The organism is Aquincola sp. J276, from assembly GCF_024700035.1.
GTDB lineage: Bacteria > Pseudomonadota > Gammaproteobacteria > Burkholderiales > Burkholderiaceae_C > Aquincola > Aquincola tertiaricarbonis.
Genome location: NZ_JAJONC010000001.1, coordinates 1,452,725 through 1,474,914 on the forward strand (window position 1 = coordinate 1,452,725; position 22,190 = coordinate 1,474,914).

General features: G+C 70.8%; 12 protein-coding genes and 2 pseudogenes. 12 read left to right on the plus strand and 2 right to left on the minus strand.

The features are described 5' to 3' along the window. Nucleotides 1-85 precede the first annotated feature (85 nt). Both LRS14_RS30605 and LRS14_RS06675 read right to left on the minus strand, forming a co-directional pair. Nucleotides 86-7,756, minus strand: a pseudogene (locus LRS14_RS30605) (autotransporter-associated beta strand repeat-containing protein); the annotation flags it as partial. A gap of 5 nt (nucleotides 7,757-7,761) precedes the next feature. After that, nucleotides 7,762-9,375, minus strand: a complete 1,614-nt coding sequence (locus tag LRS14_RS06675) for a ShlB/FhaC/HecB family hemolysin secretion/activation protein (protein ID WP_257799029.1) — start codon at nucleotides 9,373-9,375, stop codon at nucleotides 7,762-7,764. A gap of 374 nt (nucleotides 9,376-9,749) precedes the next feature. On the opposite strand from LRS14_RS06675, the gene tssA reads away from it, so the two are divergent. From tssA to LRS14_RS06730, 12 genes and pseudogenes are all read left to right on the plus strand, one after another. Further along, nucleotides 9,750-10,832, plus strand: a complete 1,083-nt coding sequence (gene tssA / locus LRS14_RS06680) for a type VI secretion system protein TssA (RefSeq protein WP_257799030.1) — start codon at nucleotides 9,750-9,752, stop codon at nucleotides 10,830-10,832. A 37-nt stretch (nucleotides 10,833-10,869) separates the two neighbouring features. Then, complete coding sequence (gene tssB, locus LRS14_RS06685; protein WP_046115848.1) at nucleotides 10,870-11,379, plus strand: type VI secretion system contractile sheath small subunit; 510 nt, start codon at nucleotides 10,870-10,872, stop codon at nucleotides 11,377-11,379. A 40-nt stretch (nucleotides 11,380-11,419) separates the two neighbouring features. After that, entirely contained in the window at nucleotides 11,420-12,913 is a 1,494-nt protein-coding gene (tssC, locus tag LRS14_RS06690; RefSeq protein WP_046115847.1) for a type VI secretion system contractile sheath large subunit, read from the plus strand. Between the two features lie 99 nt (nucleotides 12,914-13,012). Then, a complete protein-coding gene (locus tag LRS14_RS06695; protein ID WP_046115846.1) occupies nucleotides 13,013-13,498 on the plus strand; it encodes a type VI secretion system tube protein Hcp in 486 nt (161 codons plus the stop codon). A gap of 78 nt (nucleotides 13,499-13,576) precedes the next feature. Next, a complete protein-coding gene (locus tag LRS14_RS06700) occupies nucleotides 13,577-14,065 on the plus strand; it encodes a type VI secretion system tube protein Hcp (RefSeq protein ID WP_257799031.1) in 489 nt (162 codons plus the stop codon). Next, the gene (locus LRS14_RS06705) at nucleotides 14,062-14,853 is read left to right on the plus strand and encodes a type VI secretion system accessory protein TagJ (protein ID WP_257799032.1); all 792 of its coding nucleotides are present in this window, start codon (nucleotides 14,062-14,064) and stop codon (nucleotides 14,851-14,853) included. The genes LRS14_RS06700 and LRS14_RS06705 overlap by 4 nt, the downstream gene beginning before the upstream one ends. A gap of 30 nt (nucleotides 14,854-14,883) precedes the next feature. Further along, nucleotides 14,884-15,390 (plus strand): type VI secretion system baseplate subunit TssE, encoded by a 507-nt coding sequence (gene tssE / locus LRS14_RS06710; protein WP_046115843.1) that lies wholly within the window; start codon nucleotides 14,884-14,886, stop codon nucleotides 15,388-15,390. Nucleotides 15,391-15,443: 53 nt separating this feature from the next. Then, nucleotides 15,444-16,085 (plus strand): annotated as a pseudogene (locus LRS14_RS30610) (type VI secretion system baseplate subunit TssF); the annotation flags it as partial. An 86-nt stretch (nucleotides 16,086-16,171) separates the two neighbouring features. Then, entirely contained in the window at nucleotides 16,172-17,260 is a 1,089-nt protein-coding gene (gene tssF, locus LRS14_RS30615; protein ID WP_404977536.1) for a type VI secretion system baseplate subunit TssF, read from the plus strand. After that, nucleotides 17,257-18,348 carry a type VI secretion system baseplate subunit TssG gene (gene tssG, locus LRS14_RS06720; protein ID WP_257799033.1) on the plus strand — a complete coding sequence of 364 codons (1,092 nt, stop codon included), beginning with the start codon at nucleotides 17,257-17,259 and terminating at the stop codon, nucleotides 18,346-18,348. The genes tssF and tssG overlap by 4 nt, the downstream gene beginning before the upstream one ends. Nucleotides 18,349-18,350: 2 nt before the next feature. Beyond that, nucleotides 18,351-21,074, plus strand: coding sequence for a type VI secretion system ATPase TssH (gene tssH / locus LRS14_RS06725; RefSeq protein WP_257799034.1), 2,724 nt, complete (start codon nucleotides 18,351-18,353; stop codon nucleotides 21,072-21,074). Nucleotides 21,075-21,128: 54 nt separating this feature from the next. Next, entirely contained in the window at nucleotides 21,129-22,184 is a 1,056-nt protein-coding gene (locus LRS14_RS06730; protein WP_257799035.1) for a hypothetical protein, read from the plus strand. Nucleotides 22,185-22,190 lie beyond the last annotated feature (6 nt).

The window sequence follows — 22,190 nt, forward strand, 5'->3', positions numbered from 1 at the left end:
CGATGGTCAGCGCCGTGCCGTCGGGCAGGCGCTCGCTGCCCACCGTCTGCAGCAGGCCGGCCTGCACCGTGGTGCTGCCGCCGTAGATGCTCGCGCCACCCAGCACCAGCGTGCCCTCGCCGGACTTGAGCAGGACGCCGCGGCTGTTGCCGTCGGCCATGACGCCGTCGTAGCTGAGCGTCTGGCCGGCGGCGACGTCGAGCGTGCCCCCGCTGCCCTGCAATGCCAGGCCGCGGTTGGCGGCCAGCGTCATGCTGCTGCCGATGCGCAGCGTGCCGCCGTCCAGCAGCAGGTGCGCCGGGCTGGCGCTGCCGGGCGCGGCGCCCAGGTGGCCGTCGCGGCCGATGGCCAGCACGCCGCCCAGCACCTGCGTAGGGCCGGTGTAGCTGTTGTCGGCGCTGCCGGCCAGGGTGAGCGTGCCGCCGCCGGCCTTGGCCAGGCCACCGTCGCCCTCGATGCGGCCGCTGAACAGGTGGTCGGCGGCATCCGCGCTGGTGAGCAGGCCGCTGGCGATGCGCAGGCGGGCGCTGCCGTCGGCCGCCTGGCCGGCCCGGTCGTCGAAGCCGGACACGGTCTCGGCACCGCCCAGCCACAGCATGGCGCCATTGGCGATCTGCACCCGCGTGGCATCGGCCAGGCGGTCGGCGGCGTCGGTGGCCAGCGTGCCGGCCTCCACCAGCGTGAGGCCGGTGTAGGCCTGCGCACCCGCAAGCGTGAAGCGCCCGCTGCCCAGCTTCGTGAGGCCGCCCACACCGTCCAGGCGGCCGCTGAAGACGGTGTCGGTGGCATCGCCGGTGGTCAGCGTGTGGGCGCCCAGCGCCACCTGGGCGCTGCCGTCGGCCGGCAGGCCGGCCAGGTCGGCCAGCGAGGCGATGGTCTCGTCGCCGCCCAGCACCAGGACGGCGCCGTTGGCCAGCTGCAGCGCGCCGGCGTCGGACAGGCGCTGCGCCGCGCCAGTGGCCAGGGTGCCGGCCTCGATGCGGGTGAGGCCGGTATGGCCGTTGGCGCCGGCCAGCAGCAGGGTGCCGCCGCCGGTCTTGGTGAGGCGGCCGGCGCTGCTGCCGTCGGCGGTGCCGCCTTCATAGGCCAGCGTCTGGCCGGCGGCCACGTCGATGGTGCCGCCGGCGCCCTGCAGGGTGATGACCCGCCCCGCGGCCAGCGCGAAGCTGTTGTCCACCCGCAGGCTGCCGCCGTCCAGCAGCAGGCCTGCGCCGGCCACGCCCAGCTGCGCGTCGGAAGACAGCCGCAGCACGCCGCCCAGCACCGAGGTGCCGCCGTGGCTGTTGGCCCCCGGCTGCGCCAGCGTGAACATGCCGCTGCCCTGCTTGACCAGCCGCCCGGCGCCGCCGCTGCCCACCAGCTGCCCCGTGTAGACGGTGCTGTTGGCATCGCCCAGCGTCAGCGTGTGGGTGCCCAGCAGCAGCCGGGCGCTGCCGTCGGCCACCTGCCCATCGGCATCGGCGAGCGAGGCGACCGTCTCCGCCCCGCCCAGGGCCAGCACCGCGCCGTTGGCGATCTGCAGCGCGCTGCGGTCGTCCAGGTGGCCGGCGCTGCCGCCTTCGGTGGCCAGGGTGCCGGCCGCCACCAGCGTCAGCCCGGTGTAGCTGTTCAGGCCGGCCAGCGTGAAGCGGCCACTGCCCGTCTTGGTGAAGCCGCCCGAGCCGTCGATCACGCCGCCGAAGCGGGTGTCGCTGGCATCGCCCGCGGCCAGCGTGAAGCTGCCCAGCAGCACCCGTGCGCTGCCGTCGGCCACCTGGCCGGTTGCGTCGGCCAGCGAGCCGATGGCCTCGTTGCCGCCCAACTGCAGCTGCGCGCCGTTGGCCACCTGCACTGCGCCGGCGTCGTGCAGGCGCTCGGCGCCCTGCGTGGCCAGCACGCCGGCGGCCACCAGTGTCAGGCCGGCGTAGGTGTTGGCACCGGCCAGCGTCAGCGTGCCGCTGCCGGCCTGCGTCAGGCCGCCGCTGCCGCTGATGTCGTTGGCCACCAGCAGCGCGTTGCCGCGCTGGAAGCGCAGCAGGCCCTGGTTGAGCACGCTGCCGCTGCCCAGGCTGCCGGTGCTGCCGCCATCGCCGACCTGCAGCACGCCGGCCGCGATGGTCGTCGGGCCGCTGTAGCTGCTGTCGCCGGTGAGCGCCAGCAGGTCGGTGCCTGTCTTGGTGAGTCCGCCGGTGCCGACGATGCGGCCGCCGAAGGTGGTGCCGCCGCCCAGCGTCAGCGTGTGGCTGCCCAGGTCCACGCCGCCGCCTGCGGCGCCGCCGCCAGCCAGGCTGCCGAGCGTCTCGTCGTCGGCCAGCACCAGCGTGGCGCCGGCCGCATCGGCCAGCTGCACCGCCGCGCTGTCGGCAAGCGCCGCGCCGCCGGCCAGCGTGAGGCCGCCGGACAGCACCGTGGTGAGGCCGGTGTAGCCGTTGCTGCCGCTGAGGGTGAGCATGCCGCTGCCCTGCTGCGTGAGCGTGCCGCTGCCGTCGATGCGGCCGCTGACGGTCAATGCAGTGCTGCGGTCGAACACCAGCGCGCCCTGGTTGAGCACGTTGCCGCTGCCCAGCGCGCCGGTGCCGCCGCCCTGCCCCACCTGCAGCGTGGTGCCGGCCTGCACGGTGGTGAGCCCGCCATAGGTGTTGTCGCCGGTGAGGATCAGGCGGCCCGTGCCCGCCTGCGTGAGCGTGCCGCTGCCGGTGATGGTGTTGGCCACCACATGGCCGGCCGCATCGCTGCGGTCGAACACCAGCGCCGCGTTGTTCCCGACCGGCCCGCTGCCCAGGCTGCCGGCGGCGCCGCCATTGCCCACCTGCAGCGTGCCGTCGGCCACGGTGATGCCGCCCGCCATGCTGTTGTCGCCCGCCAGCGTGAAGCGGCCGCTGCCCAGCTTGACCAGCTGCACGGTGCCCGGCGCACTGGTGCTGCCGGTGATGCTGCCGGCGAACACCGTGGAGGCGTTGTTGCCGCCCAGGGTCAGCCGGCGGTCCAGGCCCAGCGCCACCGTGGCGCCGGCCGCGCCGCTCAGCGATCCGATGGTCTCGTTCGCATCCAGCACCAGTGTGGCACCGGCATCCAGCTGCACCGCCGCGGTGTCCGCCAGTGCATTGCCGCCCAGCAGCCGCAGGGTGCCGCGCTCCACCGTGGTCAGGCCGCTGTAGCTGTTGCTGCCGGACAGCGTGAGCTGGCCGGTGCCGGCCTGCGTCAAGCCGCCGCTGCCGCTGATCGCCATGCCCAGCACCAGCGCGCTGCTGCGCTCCACCACCAGCAGGCCGTTGTCGACGATGGCGCCGCTGCCCGCCGAGCCGGTGCCGCCGCCGCTGCCCAGCCGCAGCACGCTGCCGCTGTCAATGGTGGTGCCGCCGCCGTAGCTGTTGTCGGCCGCCAGCGTCAGGCTGCCGCTGCCCGTCTGGCGCAGCGTGCCGGCGCCGGAAATGGTGTTGGCCACCGTGAGCGCCGCACTGCGGTCGAACACCAGGCTGCCCTGGTTGACCACCGGGCCGCTGCCCAGCGTGCCGGTGGCGCCACCGGCGCCCACCTGCAGCGTGCTGCCGGCGTCGATGGTGGTGCCGCCGCCGTGGCTGTTGTCGGCGCCCAGGATCAGCAGGCCGCTGCCGGTCTGCACCAGCGCGCCGGTGCCGGTCATAGCACCGGCCAGCGTGAAGGCCGCGCTGCGGTCGAACACCAGGCTGCCGTTGTTGGTGATGCCACCGCTGCCCAGCGTGCCGGTGCTGCCACCCGCGCCCACGCGCAGCGTGCTGCCGGGGTCGATGGTGGTGCCCAGGTAGGTGTTGTCGGCGGTGAGCGTGAGCAGGCCGCTGCCGGTCTGCGTGAGGCTGCCGTTGCCTTGCAGCAGGCTGGCCAGGGTGAGGTCGGCGCTCCGGTTCACCACCAGGGCACCGTCGAGGTCGATGGGCCCGCTGCCCGCCGTGCCGCCGGCGCCGCCGTTGCCCAGTTGCAGCGTGCTGCCGGTGTCGATGGTGGTGCCGCCGCCGTAGCTGTTGTCGGCGGTCAGCGTGAGCAGGCCGGCGCCTGCCTGCCGCAGGGCGCCGCTGCCGCCGATGGTGTTGGCCAGCGTGATGGCATTGCTGCGGTCGACGATCAGCGTGCCGTCGTTGGTGATGGCGCCGCCGGCCACCGAGCCGGTGGTGCCGCCGTTGCCCAGCTGCAGGCTGCCGCCGGCCGCGATGCTGGTGCCGCCCGCATAGCTGTTGCTGCCGGTCAGCGTGAAGTTGCCGCTGCCCTGCTTGATGAGCTGCAGCGTGTTGGCCACCGTCACGCTGCCGGTGATGCTGCCGCTGAACAGCGTGCTGGTGTTGTTGCCGCCGGTGCTCAGCGCCTGGTCGGTGGCCAGGGCCACGGTGCCCGCGCCGGCCAGCGAGCCGATCGTCTCGCTGGTGTCGATGGTCAGCGTGGTGCCGGCATCCACCTGCACCGCGCTGCCGTCGCCGATGGCGCTGCCGCCCTGCAGCGTCAGGCCGCCGGTGCCGCTCACGGTGGTGGTGCCGCCGTAGCTGTTGCCGCCCGACAAGGTGAGCAGCCCGGTGCCCGCCTGCGTCAACGATCCGCTGCCGCTGATGGCATTGCCCACCGCCAGCGCATTGCTGCGGTTGAACACCAGCGCACCGTTGTTGACCACCGCGCCGCCGCCCAGCGTGCCGGTGGTGCCGCCGTTGCCCACCTGCAGCGTGCCGCCGGACTCCACCGTGGTGCCGCCGGCATAGCCGTTGTTCGCGGCCAGCACCAGCGTGCCGCTGCCGGCCTGCCGCAGCCCGCCGCTGCCGTTGATGGCGGTGGCCTGCACGACGGTGTCGCTGCGGTCGAACACCAGGGTGCCGTCGTTGCCGACGGTGCCCGCACCCAGCGTGCCGGCCGTGCCGCCGTTGCCCACCTGCAGCGTGGCGCCACTGGCGATGGTGGTGCCGCCGGCATGGCTGTTGTCGGCGGCCAGCACCACGGTACCGGCGCCGTTGGCGGCCAGGCTGCCGCTGCCGCTGATGGCGCCGCCCACCGTGACGCTGCCGCTGCGGTTGAACACCAGGCTGCCATCGTTCACCACCCCGGCCGTGCCCAGGCTGCCCGAAGCGCCGCCATCGCCCACCTGCAGGCTGCGCCCGCTGTTGATGGTGGTGCCGCCGCCGTAGCTGTTGTCGGCGGTCAGCGTGAGCAGGCCGGCGCCTGCCTGCCGCAGGGCGCCGCTGCCGCCGATGGTGTTGGCCAGCGTGATGGCATTGCTGCGGTCGACGATCAGCGTGCCGTCGTTGGTGATGGCGCCGCCGGCCACCGAGCCGGTGGTGCCGCCGTTGCCCAGCTGCAGGCTGCCGCCGGCCGCGATGCTGGTGCCGCCCGCATAGCTGTTGCTGCCGGTCAGCGTGAAGTTGCCGCTGCCCTGCTTGATGAGCTGCAGCGTGTTGGCCACCGTCACGCTGCCGGTGATGCTGCCGCTGAACAGCGTGCTGGTGTTGTTGCCGCCGGTGCTCAGCGCCTGGTCGGTGGCCAGGGCCACGGTGCCCGCGCCGGCCAGCGAGCCGATCGTCTCGCTGGTGTCGATGGTCAGCGTGGTGCCGGCATCCACCTGCACCGCGCTGCCGTCGCCGATGGCGCTGCCGCCCTGCAGCGTCAGGCCGCCGGTGCCGCTCACGGTGGTGGTGCCGCCGTAGCTGTTGCCGCCCGACAAGGTGAGCAGCCCTGTGCCCGCCTGCGTCAACGATCCGCTGCCGCTGATGGCATTGCCCACCGCCAGCGCATTGCTGCGGTTGAACACCAGCGCACCGTTGTTGACCACCGCGCCGCCGCCCAGCGTGCCGGTGGTGCCGCCGTTGCCCACCTGCAGCGTGTTGCCGGCGTTGATGGTGAGGCCGCCGAAGCTGTTGGTGCCGGTGAGCACCAGGCTGCCGCCGCCGGCCTGGGTGAGCGTGCCGGCACCGCCGAGCGATGCGGCGACGGTGGAGGCACCGCTGAGCGTCCAGATGCGCGGGTCCACCAGCGTGGCCGCGCCGTCCAGCACCAGGCTGGTGGCGCTGATGTCGGCGCCCAGCTGATGCGGCGTGCTGCTGACGCCCTGGGTGATGGAGACGGTGCCGGCTGCCGTCACCGCGGCGCCCAGCGCCACCCGGCCGGCACCACTGGCCGGCCCGCCGGCATCGTTGGCGGACAAGGTGAGGTTGGCGCCCGCACCGGTCACCGAGATCGCGGCGGCCACATTGATGTTGTTGCCCGCCTGCAGCGTGAGCGACGAGCCGTTGGTGGAGGTGATGGTGCTGTTGACGAACAGGTCGTTGGTCGCCTGCAGCGTGACCGAGCCGGCGCCGAGTTGCGTCTGCACCGCGCTGGCGCTGATGCGGCTGTTGGTGCCGGGGTCGGCAAAAGCCAGCGTGGGGCTGCCGAGGTCTTCGCTGACACCGTCGTCGTTCACATCGGGCGTGGCCAGATCGTCGATGGTGATGTTGGTCGGGTCCAGCAGCAGCCGGCCGCTGCGGCCCTTCGGGGCCAGCAGGTCCGTGCTGCCCCGGTAGTCCAGGAACCGCTTGCCGGACACCTCCACCTGCCCGCCATCGCCGCCTGCCTCGCCACCGCGCGCAGTGATGCGGCCCTGGTAGCGCGTGGCCTCGTCCGACCACACCACCACCGTGCCGCCATCGCCGCTGCGCCGGGCGCTGGCGTCGATCTGCGCGCCGGCGGCCACGGCCGTCATGCGCGCATTGGGCTGCGGACCCTGGCCCTGCCAGTTCCCGCCCACCAGCACGGTGCCGCCGCCCGCGTCGCCGCGTGCATCGATGCGGGCGGTGCCCGAAAGCAGCAGCTTCTCGCCCAGCAATTCGGCCTGCCCGCCCTGCTGGCCCGGCTGCTGGCCGCTGACGTCGACGGTGCCGGCCACGGTGGTGATGCCGTCGGTGCCGCCGTCGATCACCACCCGCCCCTCGCGCTGACCGATGCCTCGGGCGCGCACGATGCCGTCCATGTTCAGCACCGTGTCGGCAAAGCCGCTGCGGGCCACGGCGCGCGCCTCCACGCTGCCGCCATCGGCCAGCACATTGCCCAGCACCGACAGCCGCGTGGCCAGGTCTTCGTGTCGCATGTGGAAGAAGATGAGGCCGTCGCCCTCCACGTCCACCTGCACCGCGCCGGCCGCCGCCAGGCCCACCCGGGCGCCGCTGATGTGGCCGCCCTGCACCAGCGTCGGCCCTACCAGCGCCACGGTGCCGCTGGCGCGGATGTCGCCTTCGGCCCGCAGCTCGCCCGGCTGGTCCAGGCCACGGGTGAGCTGGTAGCGGCCATTGGCCAGCGCCTGTGGATCGAGGTTCAGCGTGGTGGCCACGAGGCCGCCCACGTCCACCTGCGAGCCGGCACCGAACAGGATGCCGCGCGGGTTGGACAGGAACACCCGGCCATTGGCCTGCAGCTGCCCCAGGATCACGCTGGGCTCGGCGCCCACCACGCGGTTGAACAGGATGGACGAGGCGCCGGGCTGCTGCACCTGCACCCGCTCGCCGGCGCCGATGGAGAAGCCCTGCCAGTCGATGCCGGCCTTGCCGGTGGTCTGGCGGATGACCAGCTGCCCGCCCTGCGGCGTGCCCACCTGCACCTGGCCGGCAGTCACCTGCGCGCCAGTGGGCAGCGCCTGCACCGGCAGCGCACCGGCCGCCAGCGCGGCGGCCAGGCACACCGGCTTCAGCGCCACGGCCAGCGGCCGCGCGGCACGCCGCAGGACCGGCCGATGGTGTGGGTGGGAGCGTTCACGCATGGCATAACCCCTCGTGCGGCCGCCGGCGGCCGCCATCCAGTTCAGAACAGCTTGCTGAATTGCAGGTACAGGCGCGGGTCGCGCTCGCGGGCATCCGCGCGCGGCGTGCCCACCAGCGGCTTGGCCAGGCTGGCCCGCAGCGCATAACCACCAGGCCGCACCCACGACACCGCCAGCCCGGCCGCCGTGTAGGTGGCCGCGTTGTCGAAGCCCGCCGGCCGGGACGAAGCGTCATGCCGGAACTTCACCCGGCCCGCGTCGTAGAACACGCCGAACACCACCTCGCGCGACAGCGACCCAAGCCAACTCTCGGGCGGCAGCAGCCGCAGCTCCAGCGTCATCAACTGGCCGCTGTCGCCGGTGCCTTCGCCGGGCGCGAAGCCACGCACGCCGTCGGGCCCGCCCAGTCGGAACTGCTCGGTGGTGTCCAGGTTGGAGAACGCCTGCTGCGCCCGCAGCGCGATGTACAGCAGCAGCCGCTGGTCCACGATGTTCTGCAGCCGGCTGAAGGCCAGCATCAGCTTGCGGTAGTGCTCGTCGTCGTCCAGCCCGGCGGGCGTGCCGCCGGGATAACGCACGCGGCCCAGCGCGATGTTGGCCTCGTAGGTGTTGACGCCGCCGCTCAGCAGGCTGTCGCGGAAGTCGCCGGTGGTGCCCAGGGTCAGGCTGTCCACGCGCTTCTTGTCCTCGCTGCGGGTGACGTCGCGGCGGTCTTCGTACCGCTTGTGCTCGAAGGAGCCCACCACGAAGGTGTTGAGGTTGCGCGAACGCACCAGCGGGTACAGCGCATAGGCCGTGAGGTTCAGCGCGTCGCCGTTGACGTCGAGCGGGAACTCCTCCTCGTCCAGCTGGTAGCGCACCGCCGAGATGGAAGCCCCCACCTTCAGCCCGTCGCTGCCGATGGGCAGGGTGTAGCCGGCCAGCGCGAAGCTCAGCCCGCGGTCGAAGCTGGTGAGCGCATTGAGCGTCAGCGCATCGCCGCGGCCCAGCAGGCTGTTGCCCGAGACCAGGCCCCCGATGCGCTCGGTGCCCAGGAAGCGCGAGCCGTTGAGGTCCACGTCGAGCTTGCCGGTCCAGCGGGCCTCGGCGGTGGGCGTGACCACCAGCGTGGCGGTGCCGGGCACCGAGCCGGTCTTCACGTCGAAGCGGGCGGTGATGCCGCGCAGGTCGTTCAGGAGGAACACCACCCGCTCCACCTCGCGCACCCGCAGGATGTCGCCCGGCTTCAGGCGCGCCAGGTAGGCCTCCACCACCTCGCGCTTGACCGGCAGGCCATCGCGCCAGTTCAGCTCCACCCGGTCGAGCCGGCCTTCCAGCACTGCGATGCGGATGACCCCGCCTTCGGGCGCCTGCTCCGGCAGGTAGGCATAACCCAGGTAATAGCCCAGCTCCCGCTGCAGGAAGCGCGTGACCTCCGTGGCCGCATTGACCAGGTCTTCATACGAGCGGCCGCGACCCACGTAGGCCGCGGTCAGCGCCGGAAGCGCGGCGCGCAATTCCGGCGGGGCATCCGGCGACACCGCATAGGCGGTCACGTCGATGGCGATGTCGTCCTGCGGCTTGGCCAGCTCGCGCGGCACCGGTTGCGGCGGCAGGCCCGGCGTGTCGGCCAGCGACGGCAATGCACGCGGCGCCAGCTCCGAAGGCGTGGGCACCACCGGCAGCGGCCGATCGGGTGGCTGCTGGGCTTGTGCGCCCCCATGGAACAGGCCCGCCAGCAGCAGGCACGCAGGCCACGTCCGCCGCCCGGCGGCTGCCTGGAACGTGCTGAATTGCCGCTGAGCCCCATCTATTTTCATCGTCCCCCCAAGGGCGGCATTGCCGACTGCGGGCGCATGGTAGCGAAGGAGTTCACGCTTCCTTATCCCCCAACGGGTTGACATCAATAAGAACGACTCGCGGCACTTTTCACGGTCACGGAACACTGCGACACTCGCGCCTCGCTGCGGGGGCTGCAAATAGTGCATACCTTTGTAGCAAGTGCACAACATAAAACCAACGGGGCGTGATCGATGCTGAGGATGTCGAAGTGAGCGACGGTTTCACGGGCACCAGTGCCATCGACGGCTGGCTTCAACCCCTGCCGGACGACGACGCGCCCTGCGGCCCCGACCTCGAATACGACAACGACTTCCTCGCGCTGAACCAGGCCGCCGCCGGCCGGCCCGAGACGCAGTTCGAGGCCGCCGTGCCGCCCGACTGGCGCGACGTGCGGGTGCGCTGTGAAGCGCTGATGGAACGCACGCGCGACCTGCGCATCGCCGTCATCTGGGTGCGTGCCTGCGTGCACCTCGAAGGCTTCGCCGCGCTGCCCGAAGGCCTGCGCCTGCTGCACGGCCTGCTCGATGCCTTCTGGGACACGCTGCATCCGCTGCCCGATCCCGACGACGGCGATCCCTATGCCCGCATGAATGCGCTGGCCCTGCTGCGCGAATCCGACGGCCTGGTGGGCGACGTGCGCCGCGCGGTGCTGTTCAGCCAGCGTGGCATCGGCGAAGTGCGGGTGCGGGCGGTGGAAGTGGCGCTGGGCCTGATGCCGGCCAAGGAAGGCGATGCCAACTACTCTCGCGACCAGCTGCAGCAGATGCTGGCGGCGGCAGCGGGGCAGCAGCCTGCATTGCGCAGCAGCCCGTCGGAGGCGATGGCGCAGCTGAAGGCGCTGGCCAGCCTGGCCAACGACAAGGCCGGCATCGAATCCGCGCCCGACTTCAAGCCGCTGCAGTCGCTGCTGCACATGCTGGTGGGCGTGATGCCGGCCGAGGCCGCCGATGGCGCGGCCGACGCCACCGGCGCCGATGCGGCGCAGGACGACGGCGCTGCAGCGGTGGATGGCGGCGGCGCTGCAACGTCGGGCGCCGCGCCGCGCCGGGGGCTGTCGGGCACCGTGGCCACCCGCGACGACGCCATCCGCGCCATCGACATGGTGTGCGACTTCCTCGAGCGCACCGAGCCCACCAACCCCGCGCCGCTGCTGTTGCGCCGGGCGCGGCGGATGATCAACCGCAACTTCCTGCAGCTCATGAAAGAGCTGGCGCCCGATGCACTGGCCGAGGTGGCCCGTGTGATGGGCGTCGATCCCGACAGCGTGCAACTGGACGACGAGTCCGCGTAGGGCCACAGCGCCCGGCCTTTCAACCAAGGAGTGAGTCATGGGTAGCAGCCAGAAATTCATCGCCCGCAACCGGGCGCCACGGGTTCAGATCGAGTACGACGTGGAGGTCTACGGCGCCGAGAAGAAGGTGCAGCTGCCCTTCGTGATGGGCGTGCTGTCCGACCTGTCGGGCAAGCCGGCGGATCCGCTGGCGCCGGTGGCCGACCGCAAGTTCCTCGAGATCGACGTCGACAACTTCGACGCCCGCATGAAGTCGATGAAGCCGCGCGTCGCCTTCCAGGTGCCCAACACGCTCACCGGCGAAGGCAACATCAACGTCGACCTGTCCTTCGACAGCATGGACGACTTCTCGCCCGCGGCCGTGGCGCGCAAGGTCGATTCGCTGAACAAGCTGCTGACCGCGCGCGAGCAGCTGCAGAACCTGGTCACCTACATGGACGGCAAGGGCGGCGCCGAGGAGCTGATCGCCAAGCTGCTGGCCGACCCGGCGCTGCTGGGCTCGCTGGCCGCCTCGGCCAAGCCGGCCGACGAAGGCAGCGCCACCTGAGGCGCGCCGCACGCTGACACCGCATTCCGGAGCAACACCCATGGCAGAAGCCCAAACCAGCCCTTCCGCATTGGCCGCGGTCAGCCTCGAAGGCAACGACCTTGCCTCGCTGCTGCAGAAGGAGTTCAAGCCCAAGAGCGACGAGGCCAAGAGCGCCGTCGAGCAGGCCGTGCAGACGCTCGCCCAGCAGGCCTTGTCGCAGACGCAGCTGATCGGCAAGGACACGATCAAGACGATCGAGGACATGATCGCGGCGATCGACAAGAAGCTGTCGGAGCAGATCAACCTGATCCTGCACCACGCCGATTTTCAGAAGCTCGAAGGTGCCTGGCGAGGCCTGCATTACCTCGTCAACAACACCGAGACGGACGAGATGCTGAAGATCCGCGTGATGAACATCAGCAAGCAGGATCTCGGCAAGACCCTCAAGCGCTACAAGGGCACGGCCTGGGACCAGAGCCCGCTGTTCAAGAAGCTGTACGAGGAGGAGTTCGGCCAGTTCGGCGGCGAGCCCTTTGGCTGCCTGGTGGGCGACTACCACTTCGACCAGAGCGCACCCGACGTGGAGCTGCTCGGCGAGATGGCCAAGGTGGCCGCGGCCGCGCATGCACCCTTCATCACCGGCGCCTCGCCCAGCGTGATGCAGATGGACAGCTGGCAGGAGCTGGCCAACCCGCGCGACCTGACCAAGATCTTCACCACGCCCGAGTACGCCGCCTGGCGCTCGCTGCGCGAGTCCGACGATTCGCGCTACATCGGCCTGGCGATGCCGCGCTTCCTGTCGCGCCTGCCGTACGGTGCCCGCACCAATCCGGTGGAGGCCTTCAACTTTGAGGAAGACACCGGCGCGGCCGACCACAGCAAGTACACCTGGGCCAATGCAGCCTATGCGATGGCCACCAACATCAACCGCTCCTTCAAGGAATACGGCTGGTGTTCGCGCATCCGCGGCATCGAGTCCGGCGGCGCGGTCGAGGGCCTGCCGACGCACACCTTCCCCACCGACGATGGCGGCGTGGACATGAAGTGCCCCACCGAGATCTCGATCAGCGACCGCCGCGAGGCCGAGCTGGCCAAGAACGGCTTCATGCCGCTGGTGCACCGCAAGAACAGCGACTTCGCCGCCTTCATCGGCGCGCAGTCGCTGCAGAAGCCCGCCGAATACGACGACCCCGACGCCACCGCCAATGCCAACCTGGCCGCGCGGCTACCGTACCTGTTCGCCACCTGCCGCTTCGCGCACTACCTGAAGTGCATCGTGCGCGACAAGATCGGCTCCTTCAAGGAACGCGACGAGGTGCAGCGCTGGCTGCAGGACTGGATCCTCAACTACGTCGACGGCGATCCGGCGCATTCGTCGGAATCCACCAAGGCCCGCAAGCCGCTGGCCGCCGCCGAGGTGGTGGTGGAGGAAGTCGAAGGCAACCCGGGCTACTACACCTCGAAGTTCTTCCTGCGGCCGCACTACCAGCTCGAGGGGCTGACGGTCTCGCTGCGGCTGGTGTCGAAGCTGCCTTCGGCCAAGGGGGCCTGAGTCTCGTTTCTTGGGGATGGCGGCGCAGGGTGCGCCGCCTAGAGTGTTCACGCGACAACCAACCGCCCGCTTCCGTCCAGGGCATCAAGGAGATCCATCATGGCTGTAGACATGTTCATCCAGATCGGCGACATCAAGGGCGAGTCGACCGACGCGAAGCACAAGGAAAAGATCGACGTGCTGGCCTGGAGCTGGGGCATGAGCAACTCGGGCACCACGCACATGGGCGGCGGCGGCGGCAGCGGCAAGGCCGCCGTGCAGGACCTGTCCTTCACCAAGTACATCGACTCGTCGTCCAACGCGCTGCTGAAGTCCTGCTGCGAGGGCACCCACCACGACAAGGCCACGTTGATCGTGCGCAAGGCCGGCGGCACGCCGCTCGAGTACGTGGTGCTGGAGCTGGAGGAAGTGCTGGTCACCTCGGTGTCCACCGGCGGCAGCGGCGGCGAGGACCGCCTGACCGAGAACGTGTCGCTGAACTTCGCCAAGTTCAGCTTCAAGTACCAGCCGCAGGATCCCAAGGGCGCCAAGAAGGGCGGCACGATGGACTACGTCTACGACATCGCCGGCAACGCCGCAGCCTGAGCGGGCGCCTAGCCCGCACCGCACCACCGGGCACCGCCAGGGGCCCGGACCGACTGTCCGCTGTACCAGAGCGCACCCATGGCCAAAGGCGACATGCACCTGCGCATCGAGGCAAAGAGCACCGGCGCGATCCGGGGCGAATCCAACGTTGCGAGCCACATCGGCGAGATCGAGGTCAAGGAATGGTCTTGGGGCATGGCCGCCGCCTCGGGCCTGGGCGGTGCCGGCACCGCCTCGCGCGCCGCGCTGTCCGAGCTGCGCCTGACCAAGGGCGTGGACAGTGCCTCCACCGCGCTGATGGCGGTGATGCGCAACAACGAGCAGATCAAGAAGGCCGTGCTGTCCGTGCGCAAGAGCGGCGGCGCACCGGCCATCGACTACCTGCAGGTCACCATCGAACGCGGCCGCATCACGGCCTTCGACATCGGCACCGAGTCGCCCGACAGCCCGGTGCTGGTCGAGCGCATCGCCATCGCGTTCGAGAAGATCGACGTCACCTACAGCGCGCAGGATGAAAAGGGCGCCAAGAAGGCCGCTTCGTCCTTCTCGGCGGAGATCACAGGATGAACCCCACACCCGAACAAGCCCTGCGCGAAGGCGACCCCCAGCGCGCGCTCAAGCTGCTGCAGGACCAGGTGCGCGCGAAGCCGGCCGAGCCGAAGCTGCGCATCTTCCTGTTCCAGCTGCTGTGCGTGCTGGGCCAGTGGGAACGTGCACGCAACCAGCTGGACGTGGTGGGCGAGCTGGATGCCTCGGCCCTGCCGATGGTGCAGACCTACCGCGAGACGCTGCAGTGCGAGGCCCTGCGCGAAGCCGTGTTCCAGGGCCGCAAGGTACCGCTGCTGTTCGGCGAGCCCGAGGCCTGGGTGGCACTGCTGATCGAGGCGCTGATCCGCGACGGCCGCGGCGAGGCCGAGGATGCGCACAAGCTGCGCATCCAGGCGCTGGACGACGCGCCCGACTGCGCCGGCCAGGCAGACGGCCAGGCCTTCGCCTGGATCGCCGATGCCGACATGCGCCTGGGCCCGGTGATCGAGGCGGTGATCAACGGCCGCTACTACTGGGTGCCGATGACGCGCCTGGCGGAAGTGAAGATCGAAGCCCCGGCCGACCTGCGCGACCGGGTGTGGACACCAGCGCAGCTGCTGTTCGACAACGGCGGCGAGACGGTGGCCTTCATCCCCACCCGCTATGCCGGCACCGACCTGACCGACGGCCTGCTGGCCCTGGCCCGCCGCACCGACTGGCTGGAGCCGCGGCCCGGGCTGTTCGTCGGCGCCGGCCAGCGCATGTGGGCCACCGACAGCGGCGAGCTGGCCCTGATGGACACCCGCTCCATCACCTTCAGTGCCTGACCACCGCCCTCTGATGGACACGAGGGCGCGATGGCCCTGAACAAAGTCACCGACCGCCTGCAGCCCGCGCTGCTCGACCGCCTGCGCGACGACGATCCCGGCAGCCGCACCGACGCGCCCGAGCAGCGGGTGCTGTCGCGCCAGCAGCTGCGCCAGGCGGTGCTGCGCGACCTGAGCTGGCTGTTCAACAGCGCGCGGCTGTCCGACTCGCAGCCGCTGGACGCGTACCCGCAGGCCCGGCGCTCGGTGCTCGACTACGGGCTGCCGGCGTTGTCGGGCCTGTGCGCCTCGTCGGTGGATGCGGTGTCGCTGGAAGCGCAGGTGCGCCAGGCCATCGTCGACCATGAGCCGCGCATCCTGCCCGCCACGCTGCGGGTGGAAGCGGTGGTGGCCGACGAGCAGCTGGACCACCACAACCAGATCAGCTTTCGCATCAGCGGCCAGCTGTGGGCGCAGCCGGTACCGCTGGAACTGCTGCTGCACACCGACATCGACCTGGAGACCGGGCGTGTCGACATCAAGGAACTGGCCCGCTGATGGACCCGCGACTGCTGCGCTACTACAACCAGGAGCTGGCACACCTGCGCGAGATGGGCGCCGAGTTCGCGCAGCAGTTCCCCAAGATCGCCGGCCGCCTGCGCATGGACGGCGTGGAGGTGGCCGACCCCTACGTGGAGCAGCTGCTGGAGGGCTTCGCCTTCCTCACGGCGCGGGTGCAGCTGAAGCTGGATGCCGAGTTCCCGCGCTTCACGCAGCGGCTGCTGGAGATCGTCTACCCCAACTTCCTGGCGCCCACGCCGGCGATGCTCATCGCCCAGCTGCAGCCCGACCTGGCCGATGCCGGCCTGGCCACCGGCACCACCCTGCCGCGCGGCAGCATGCTGCGCAGCGGCACCGGCCGCGCCGGCCAGACGGCCTGCCGCTTCCGCACCGGGCAGGACCTGACGATGTGGCCGCTGGAGATCACCGAGGCCGCCTACTTCACCCATGCGGCGCAACTGCCGCTGGCCAGCGTGCCCGAGTGGCGCAGCTACGGCGGCGGCGTGCGCATCAAGCTGCGCACGACGGCGGGGCTGGACTTCTCGCAGGTGCAGCTGGACGACCTGCGGCTGCACTGCGCCGGCATCGACGACATCGCCTACCGGCTGCATGAACTGGTGTGCGGCCATGTGCTGGGCGGCTTCGTGCTGCCGGCCGGCCCGCAGGCGCGCCGCGACCGCTGGCAGGTGCTGGATGCCGATGACGTGAAGCGGGTGGGCTTCGAGCCCGAGCAGGCGCTGCTGCCCCCGCCCTGCCCGGCTTCGACGGCTACCGGCTGGTGCAGGAGTACTTCGCCTTCCCGCAGCGCTTCCTGTTCTTCGACGTCTGCGGGCTGGGCGAGGCGCTGCGCGCGCTGGGCGGGCGCGAGGCCGAGCTGGTGCTGCTGTTCTCGCGCGGCGACGGCAGCTTGCAGCAGTCGGTGGACGCCAGCGCCTTCGCGCTGAACTGCGTGCCGGCGGTCAACCTGTTCGAGCAGCGCTGCGACCGCATCCATGTCACGCCGCAGACCAGCGACTTCCATGTGGTGGTGGACCGCACCCGGCCGATGGACTACGAGATCCACGACGTGCTGCAGGTCACCGGGCACGGCGTGGGCAGCGGCAGCGAGCGGCAGTTCATGCCGCTGTATGCCGCCTTCCATGCCGAGGACCATGAGCACGACGCCTACTTCGCCCTGCAGCGCGAGCCGCGCTTGCTGTCGACCACGCAGAAGCGCGACGGGCCCCGTTCCTCCTACGTGGGCAGCGAGGTGTTCATCAGCGTGGTGGACGCCCAGGAGGCGCCCTACAGCGGCAGCCTGCAGCAGCTGGGCGTGAAGGCGCTGTGCAGCAACCGCGACCTGCCGCTGCTGCTGCCCGCGGGCGCGGAGCTGACGCTGGAGACCACCGCGCCGGTCAAGGGCGTGCGGGTGATCAAGGGGCCGTCGCGGCCGCTGTCGGCGCTGCGCGAGGGCAACGTGGCCTGGCGCTTCGTCAACCAGCTGTCGCTCAACCACCTGTCGCTGCTGGACACCGATGCCGAGCAGGGCGCCGCCGCGCTGCGCGAGATGCTGCGGCTGTACGTGCACGAGGCCGATGCCGCGCAGCACAAGCAGGTGGAGGGCCTGCGCTCGGTGCGCACCGAGCCGGTGGTGCGCCGGCTGCCGATGCCCGGGCCCATCGCCTTCGGCCGCGGCGTGCGCATCGAGCTGGAGGTGGACGACCTGGCCTTCCAGGGCAGCAGCGCCTTCCTGCTGGGCTGCGTGCTCGAGCGCTTCCTGGCGCGGCATGTGTCGATGAACGGCTTCACCGAGACGCATGTGCGCTCGGCCAGCCGCGGGGCCATCCTGGTGGGCCGCCCCACCACGGGCACGAGGCCGGTGCTGTGAGCGCGACGAGTGCGGAGCAGCTGCTGCAGGCGCTGGCCGCCGAGCCCTGGCGCTACGACTTCTTCCATGCGCTGCGGCTGGTGGAGGCGGCCCATCCGCGGGCGCCCCGGCTGGGCACCGCGCGCCGTCCGCAGGACGAGCCGGTGCGGCTGGGCCAGTCGCCCGACCTGAGCTTCGCGCCGGCCACGCTGCATGCGGTGCGGCCGCGCACCGGCAGCCGGCCGCCGCGCATCGACGTGCGCTTCCTCGGCCTGTTCGGCCCCAACGGCCCGCTGCCGCTGCACCTGACCGAATACGCCCGCGAGCGCGAGCTGCATCACGGCGACGAGACCTTCGCCCGCTTCGCCGACCTGTTCCACCACCGGGTGCTGCTGCTGTTCTACCGCGCCTGGGCACAGGCGCAGCCGGCGGTGGGCATGGACCGGCCGGACGAGGACCGCTTCGCCGCCTTCGTCGGCTCGCTCATCGGCATCGGCAGCCCGGCGATGCGCCAGCGCGATGCGGTGCACGACCATGTGAAGCTGCACTTCGCCGGCGTGTTCACCCGCCAGTCGCGCAGCGCCGAAGGCCTGGCCGCGCTGCTGGGCGGCATGCTGCGCCGGCCGGTGCAGGTGGAGCAGTTCGCCGGCGCCTGGATGCCGCTGCAGCCGGCCGAACGCAGCCGCCTGGGCACGCGCCGCGGCGGCGCCCGCCGCAACACCAGCGCAAAGCTCGGCGCCGGCGCCGTGCTGGGCGCCATGGTGTGGGACCGGCAGCACCACTTCCTGGTGCACATCGGCCCGTTGGACCATGCCGCCTTTGCCGCCCTGCTGCCGGGCGGCCGGGTGCTGCCGGCGGTGGTGGCGCTGGTGCGGCAGTACGTGGGCGATGAATTCGGCTGGGGCCTGCGCCTGGGGCTGCAGGCCGAGCAGATCCAGCCCGCCCGCCTGGGCCGCCATGGCCGCCTGGGCTGGGACAGCTGGCTGCGCCAGCCCGGCCGCACCGGCATTGCGCCACTGCGGCTGCAGCCGATCGAGGCGCTGCGCTCCCTGCGCCGCCGACAGCACACCGAGAGCCACCGATCCACCACCGACTCGATAGAGGTCTGACCATGGCAGAAATCAGCCGCGTTGCCGTCTTCGGCAAGCTCAACGCCCTCGCCTACAAGGCGGTGGAAGGCGCCACGGTGTTCTGCAAGCTGCGGGGCAACCCGACGGTGGAGCTGGAGCACTGGATCGCGCAGATCCTGCAGAGCCCCGACTCCGACTGGCACCGCATCGTCAAGCACTACGGGCTGGATGCCTCGGTGCTGGCCAAGGACATCACCACTGCGCTGGACCGCCTGCCGCGCGGCGCCACCTCCATCAGCAACATCGCCGACACCATCGACACCGCGGTGGAGCGCGGCTGGGTGTACGGCTCGCTGATGTTCGGCGACACGGCCGTGCGCACCGGCACGCTGCTGCTGGGCATGCTCAAGACCGGGCTGCTGCGCAATGCGCTGTTCGCGATGTCGCGGCAGTTCGAGAAGATCAAGGCCGACGACCTGGCCGACAACTTCGCGCGCATCACCGAAGGCTCGCCCGAGGACGGCCAAGGCGCCACCGACGGCTCCGGCGTGGGCAGCGGCGCGCCGGGCGAAGGCTCGGGCGCCATCGCCCCTGCGGCCATGGGCAAGCAGGAGGCGCTGAAGAAGTTCACCACCGACCTGACCGAGCAGGCCCGCAGCGGCAAGATGGACCCGATCGTCGGCCGCGACGACGAGATCCGCCAGGTGGTCGACATCCTGATGCGCCGCCGGCAGAACAACCCCATCCTGGTGGGCGAGGCCGGCGTGGGCAAGACCGCGGTGGTCGAGGGCTTCGCCCAGCGCATCGCCCGCGGCGACGTGCCGCCGGCGCTGAAGGACGTGAAGCTGCTGACGCTGGACGTCGGACTGCTGCAGGCCGGCGCCAGCATGAAGGGCGAGTTCGAGCAGCGGCTGCGCTCGGTGATCGAGGAAGTGCAGGCCAGCCCGCAGCCCATCATCCTGTTCGTCGACGAGACCCACACCCTGGTGGGCGCGGGCGGCCAGGCCGGCACCGGCGACGCGGCCAACCTGCTCAAGCCCGCGTTGGCCCGCGGCACGCTGCGCACCGTGGGCGCCACCACCTGGGCCGAGTACAAGAAGTACATCGAGAAGGACCCGGCGCTGACCCGCCGCTTCCAGAACGTGCAGGTGGACGAGCCCGACGAGAAGAAGGCCATCCTGATGATGCGCGGCGTGGCCAGCACCATGGAGAAGCACCACAAGGTGCAGATCCTGGACGAGGCGCTGGAGGCCGCCGTCAAGCTCAGCCACCGCTACATCCCGGCGCGCCAGCTGCCCGACAAGAGCGTGAGCCTGCTGGACACCGCCTGCGCCCGCGTGGCCGTGAGCCTGCATGCCACGCCGGCCGAGGTGGACGACAGCCGCAAGCGCATCGAGTCGCTGGAGACCGAGCTGCAGATCATCGGCCGCGAGAAGGCGATCGGCATCGACGTGCGCGAGCGCGAGGACGACGCCAGCAGCGCGCTGGCCGAGGAACAGGCGCGCCTGGCGCAGCTGGAAGAACGCTGGGCCGGCGAGAAGAAGCTGGTCGACGAGCTGCTGGGCCTGCGCGCCACGCTGCGCGGCGGCCCCGGCGGCACGCAGCCGGTGGAAGGCACCGGCAGCACGCTGGAAGCCCAGGCCGCGGCCGATGCGAAGGCCGCCGCGGACGTCGACCGCGAAGCCACGCTGGCCCGGCTGCAGGAGGTGCAGCAGCAGCTCACCACGCTGCAGGGCGAAAGCCCGCTGATCCTGCCCACGGTCGATTACCAGGCGGTGGCCGCGGTGGTGGGCGACTGGACCGGCATCCCGGTGGGCCGCATGCAGCGCAACGAGATCGAGACGGTGCTCAGGCTGCCGCAGCTGCTGGCCCAGCGCGTGATCGGCCAGGACCATGCGATGGAGATGATCGCCAAGCGCATCCAGACCAGCCGTGCCGGGCTGGACAACCCGAGCAAGCCGATCGGCGTGTTCATGCTGGCCGGCACCTCGGGCGTGGGCAAGACCGAGACCGCGCTGGCGCTGGCCGAGGCGCTGTACGGCGGCGAGCAGAACCTCATCGTCATCAACATGAGCGAGTACCAGGAGGCGCACACCGTCTCGTCGCTCAAGGGCGCGCCCCCGGGCTACGTGGGTTACGGCGAAGGCGGCGTGCTGACCGAGGCGGTGCGCCGAAAGCCCTACAGCGTGGTGCTGCTGGACGAGGTGGAGAAGGCCCATCCCGACGTGCACGAGCTCTTCTTCCAGGTGTTCGACAAGGGCTTCATGGAGGACGGCGAAGGCCGCAGCATCGACTTCAAGAACACGCTGATCCTGCTGACCACCAATGCCGGTACCGACCTCATCGCCAGCATGTGCAAGGACCCGGAGCTGATGCCCGAGCCCGAGGGCATGGCCAAGGCGCTGCGCGAGCCGCTGCTGAAGATCTTCCCGCCCGCGCTGCTGGGCCGGCTGGTCGCCATCCCGTACTACCCGCTGTCCGACGAGATGCTGGCCAGCATCGTGCGGCTGCAGCTGGGCCGCATCAAGAAGCGCGTGGAAGCGCGCTACAAGATTCCGTTCGAGGTGGGCGACGACGTGGTCAAGCTGGTGGTCAGCCGCTGCACCGAGAGCGAATCCGGCGGCCGCATGATCGACGCCATCCTCACCAACACCATGCTGCCCGACATCAGCCGCGAGTTCCTCACGCGGATGATGGAAGGCAAGCCGATCGAGCAGGTCAAGGTGGGCGTGGGGGACGGCAACTTCAGCTACAGCTTCGGCTGACCGCTGGCCCGCATACCAGTCCTGCACAGCCACACCCACGGGAGTTCCACTGACATGATCGACCTCACGCTTTGGTCAGCCACCCTGCGCGACGACCTGCTGCTGAAGAACATCACCATGCCGGGAAGCCACGACGCCACCATCTACGACGGTGACGACTTCAGCAAGAGCGGCTTCACCAAGTACGTGGTGTCCAAGTCCCGCTCGATCACCCAGAGCGGCACGATCGGCGAGCAGTGCCGCGCCGGCTCGCGCTTCTTCGACGTGCGGCTGAAGACCGACGGCGGCGTGGTGCGCGGCTACCACCAGACGGCCGGCCAGGGCGGCGTGGGCGCCACCTCGCGCAAGATCCTGGACGACGTGGACGGCTTCCTGGGCGCACGGGGGAGCGAGTTCGTCATCCTGCGCATCTCCCACACCGACCGCTCCACCGGCATCGTGGACGAGGTGCTCAACCATCCCATCGCCAAGCGGCTGTACAAGGGCAACGGCAACCTGGCCAATGCCCGCATCGGCGACCTGCGTGGCAAGGCCATCTGCATCTTCGACGTCAAGAAGTTCGGCTTCAAGAAGAAGACGATCGGCAGCAACAAGGACAGCCAGATCGACCAGGCCAAGGGCATCCACGGCTTCTACAAGTATTCGAACGGGCAGAACGTCACCGACGGCCTGCCGATCTGCGGTTGCTTCGAAGGCAAGGTGTCGATCAACGACGTGATCGCCGACGGCCTGAAGGGGGCCAACGAACATGCCTGCCACCCGGACGACCACCTGTTCTTCCTGTACTGGCAGCAGACCGGCGGCTACGTGGAAAGCAACACCAAGGCCCCGGGCGGCGTGGACCCGAAGTCGCCGCTCAAGCTCACCGGCGGCACGCATGCCAACACACCGAAGATGATCAAGCTGCTGCAGCAGCATTCGGTCAGGCACTTCGCCTACAAGCCCGAGAAGGCGGACGAGGCGCAGTGGAAGGTGGTGGCCGCCAGCCGCGGCGACCGCATGTGCCTGCCCAACGTCATCAGCTACGACTTCGTCAACCCGACGACCAGCGAGCAGATCGTGCTGATCAACGATCCGGGCGTGCGCCACTACCTGCAGCGCCGCGCCTGAGCGCCT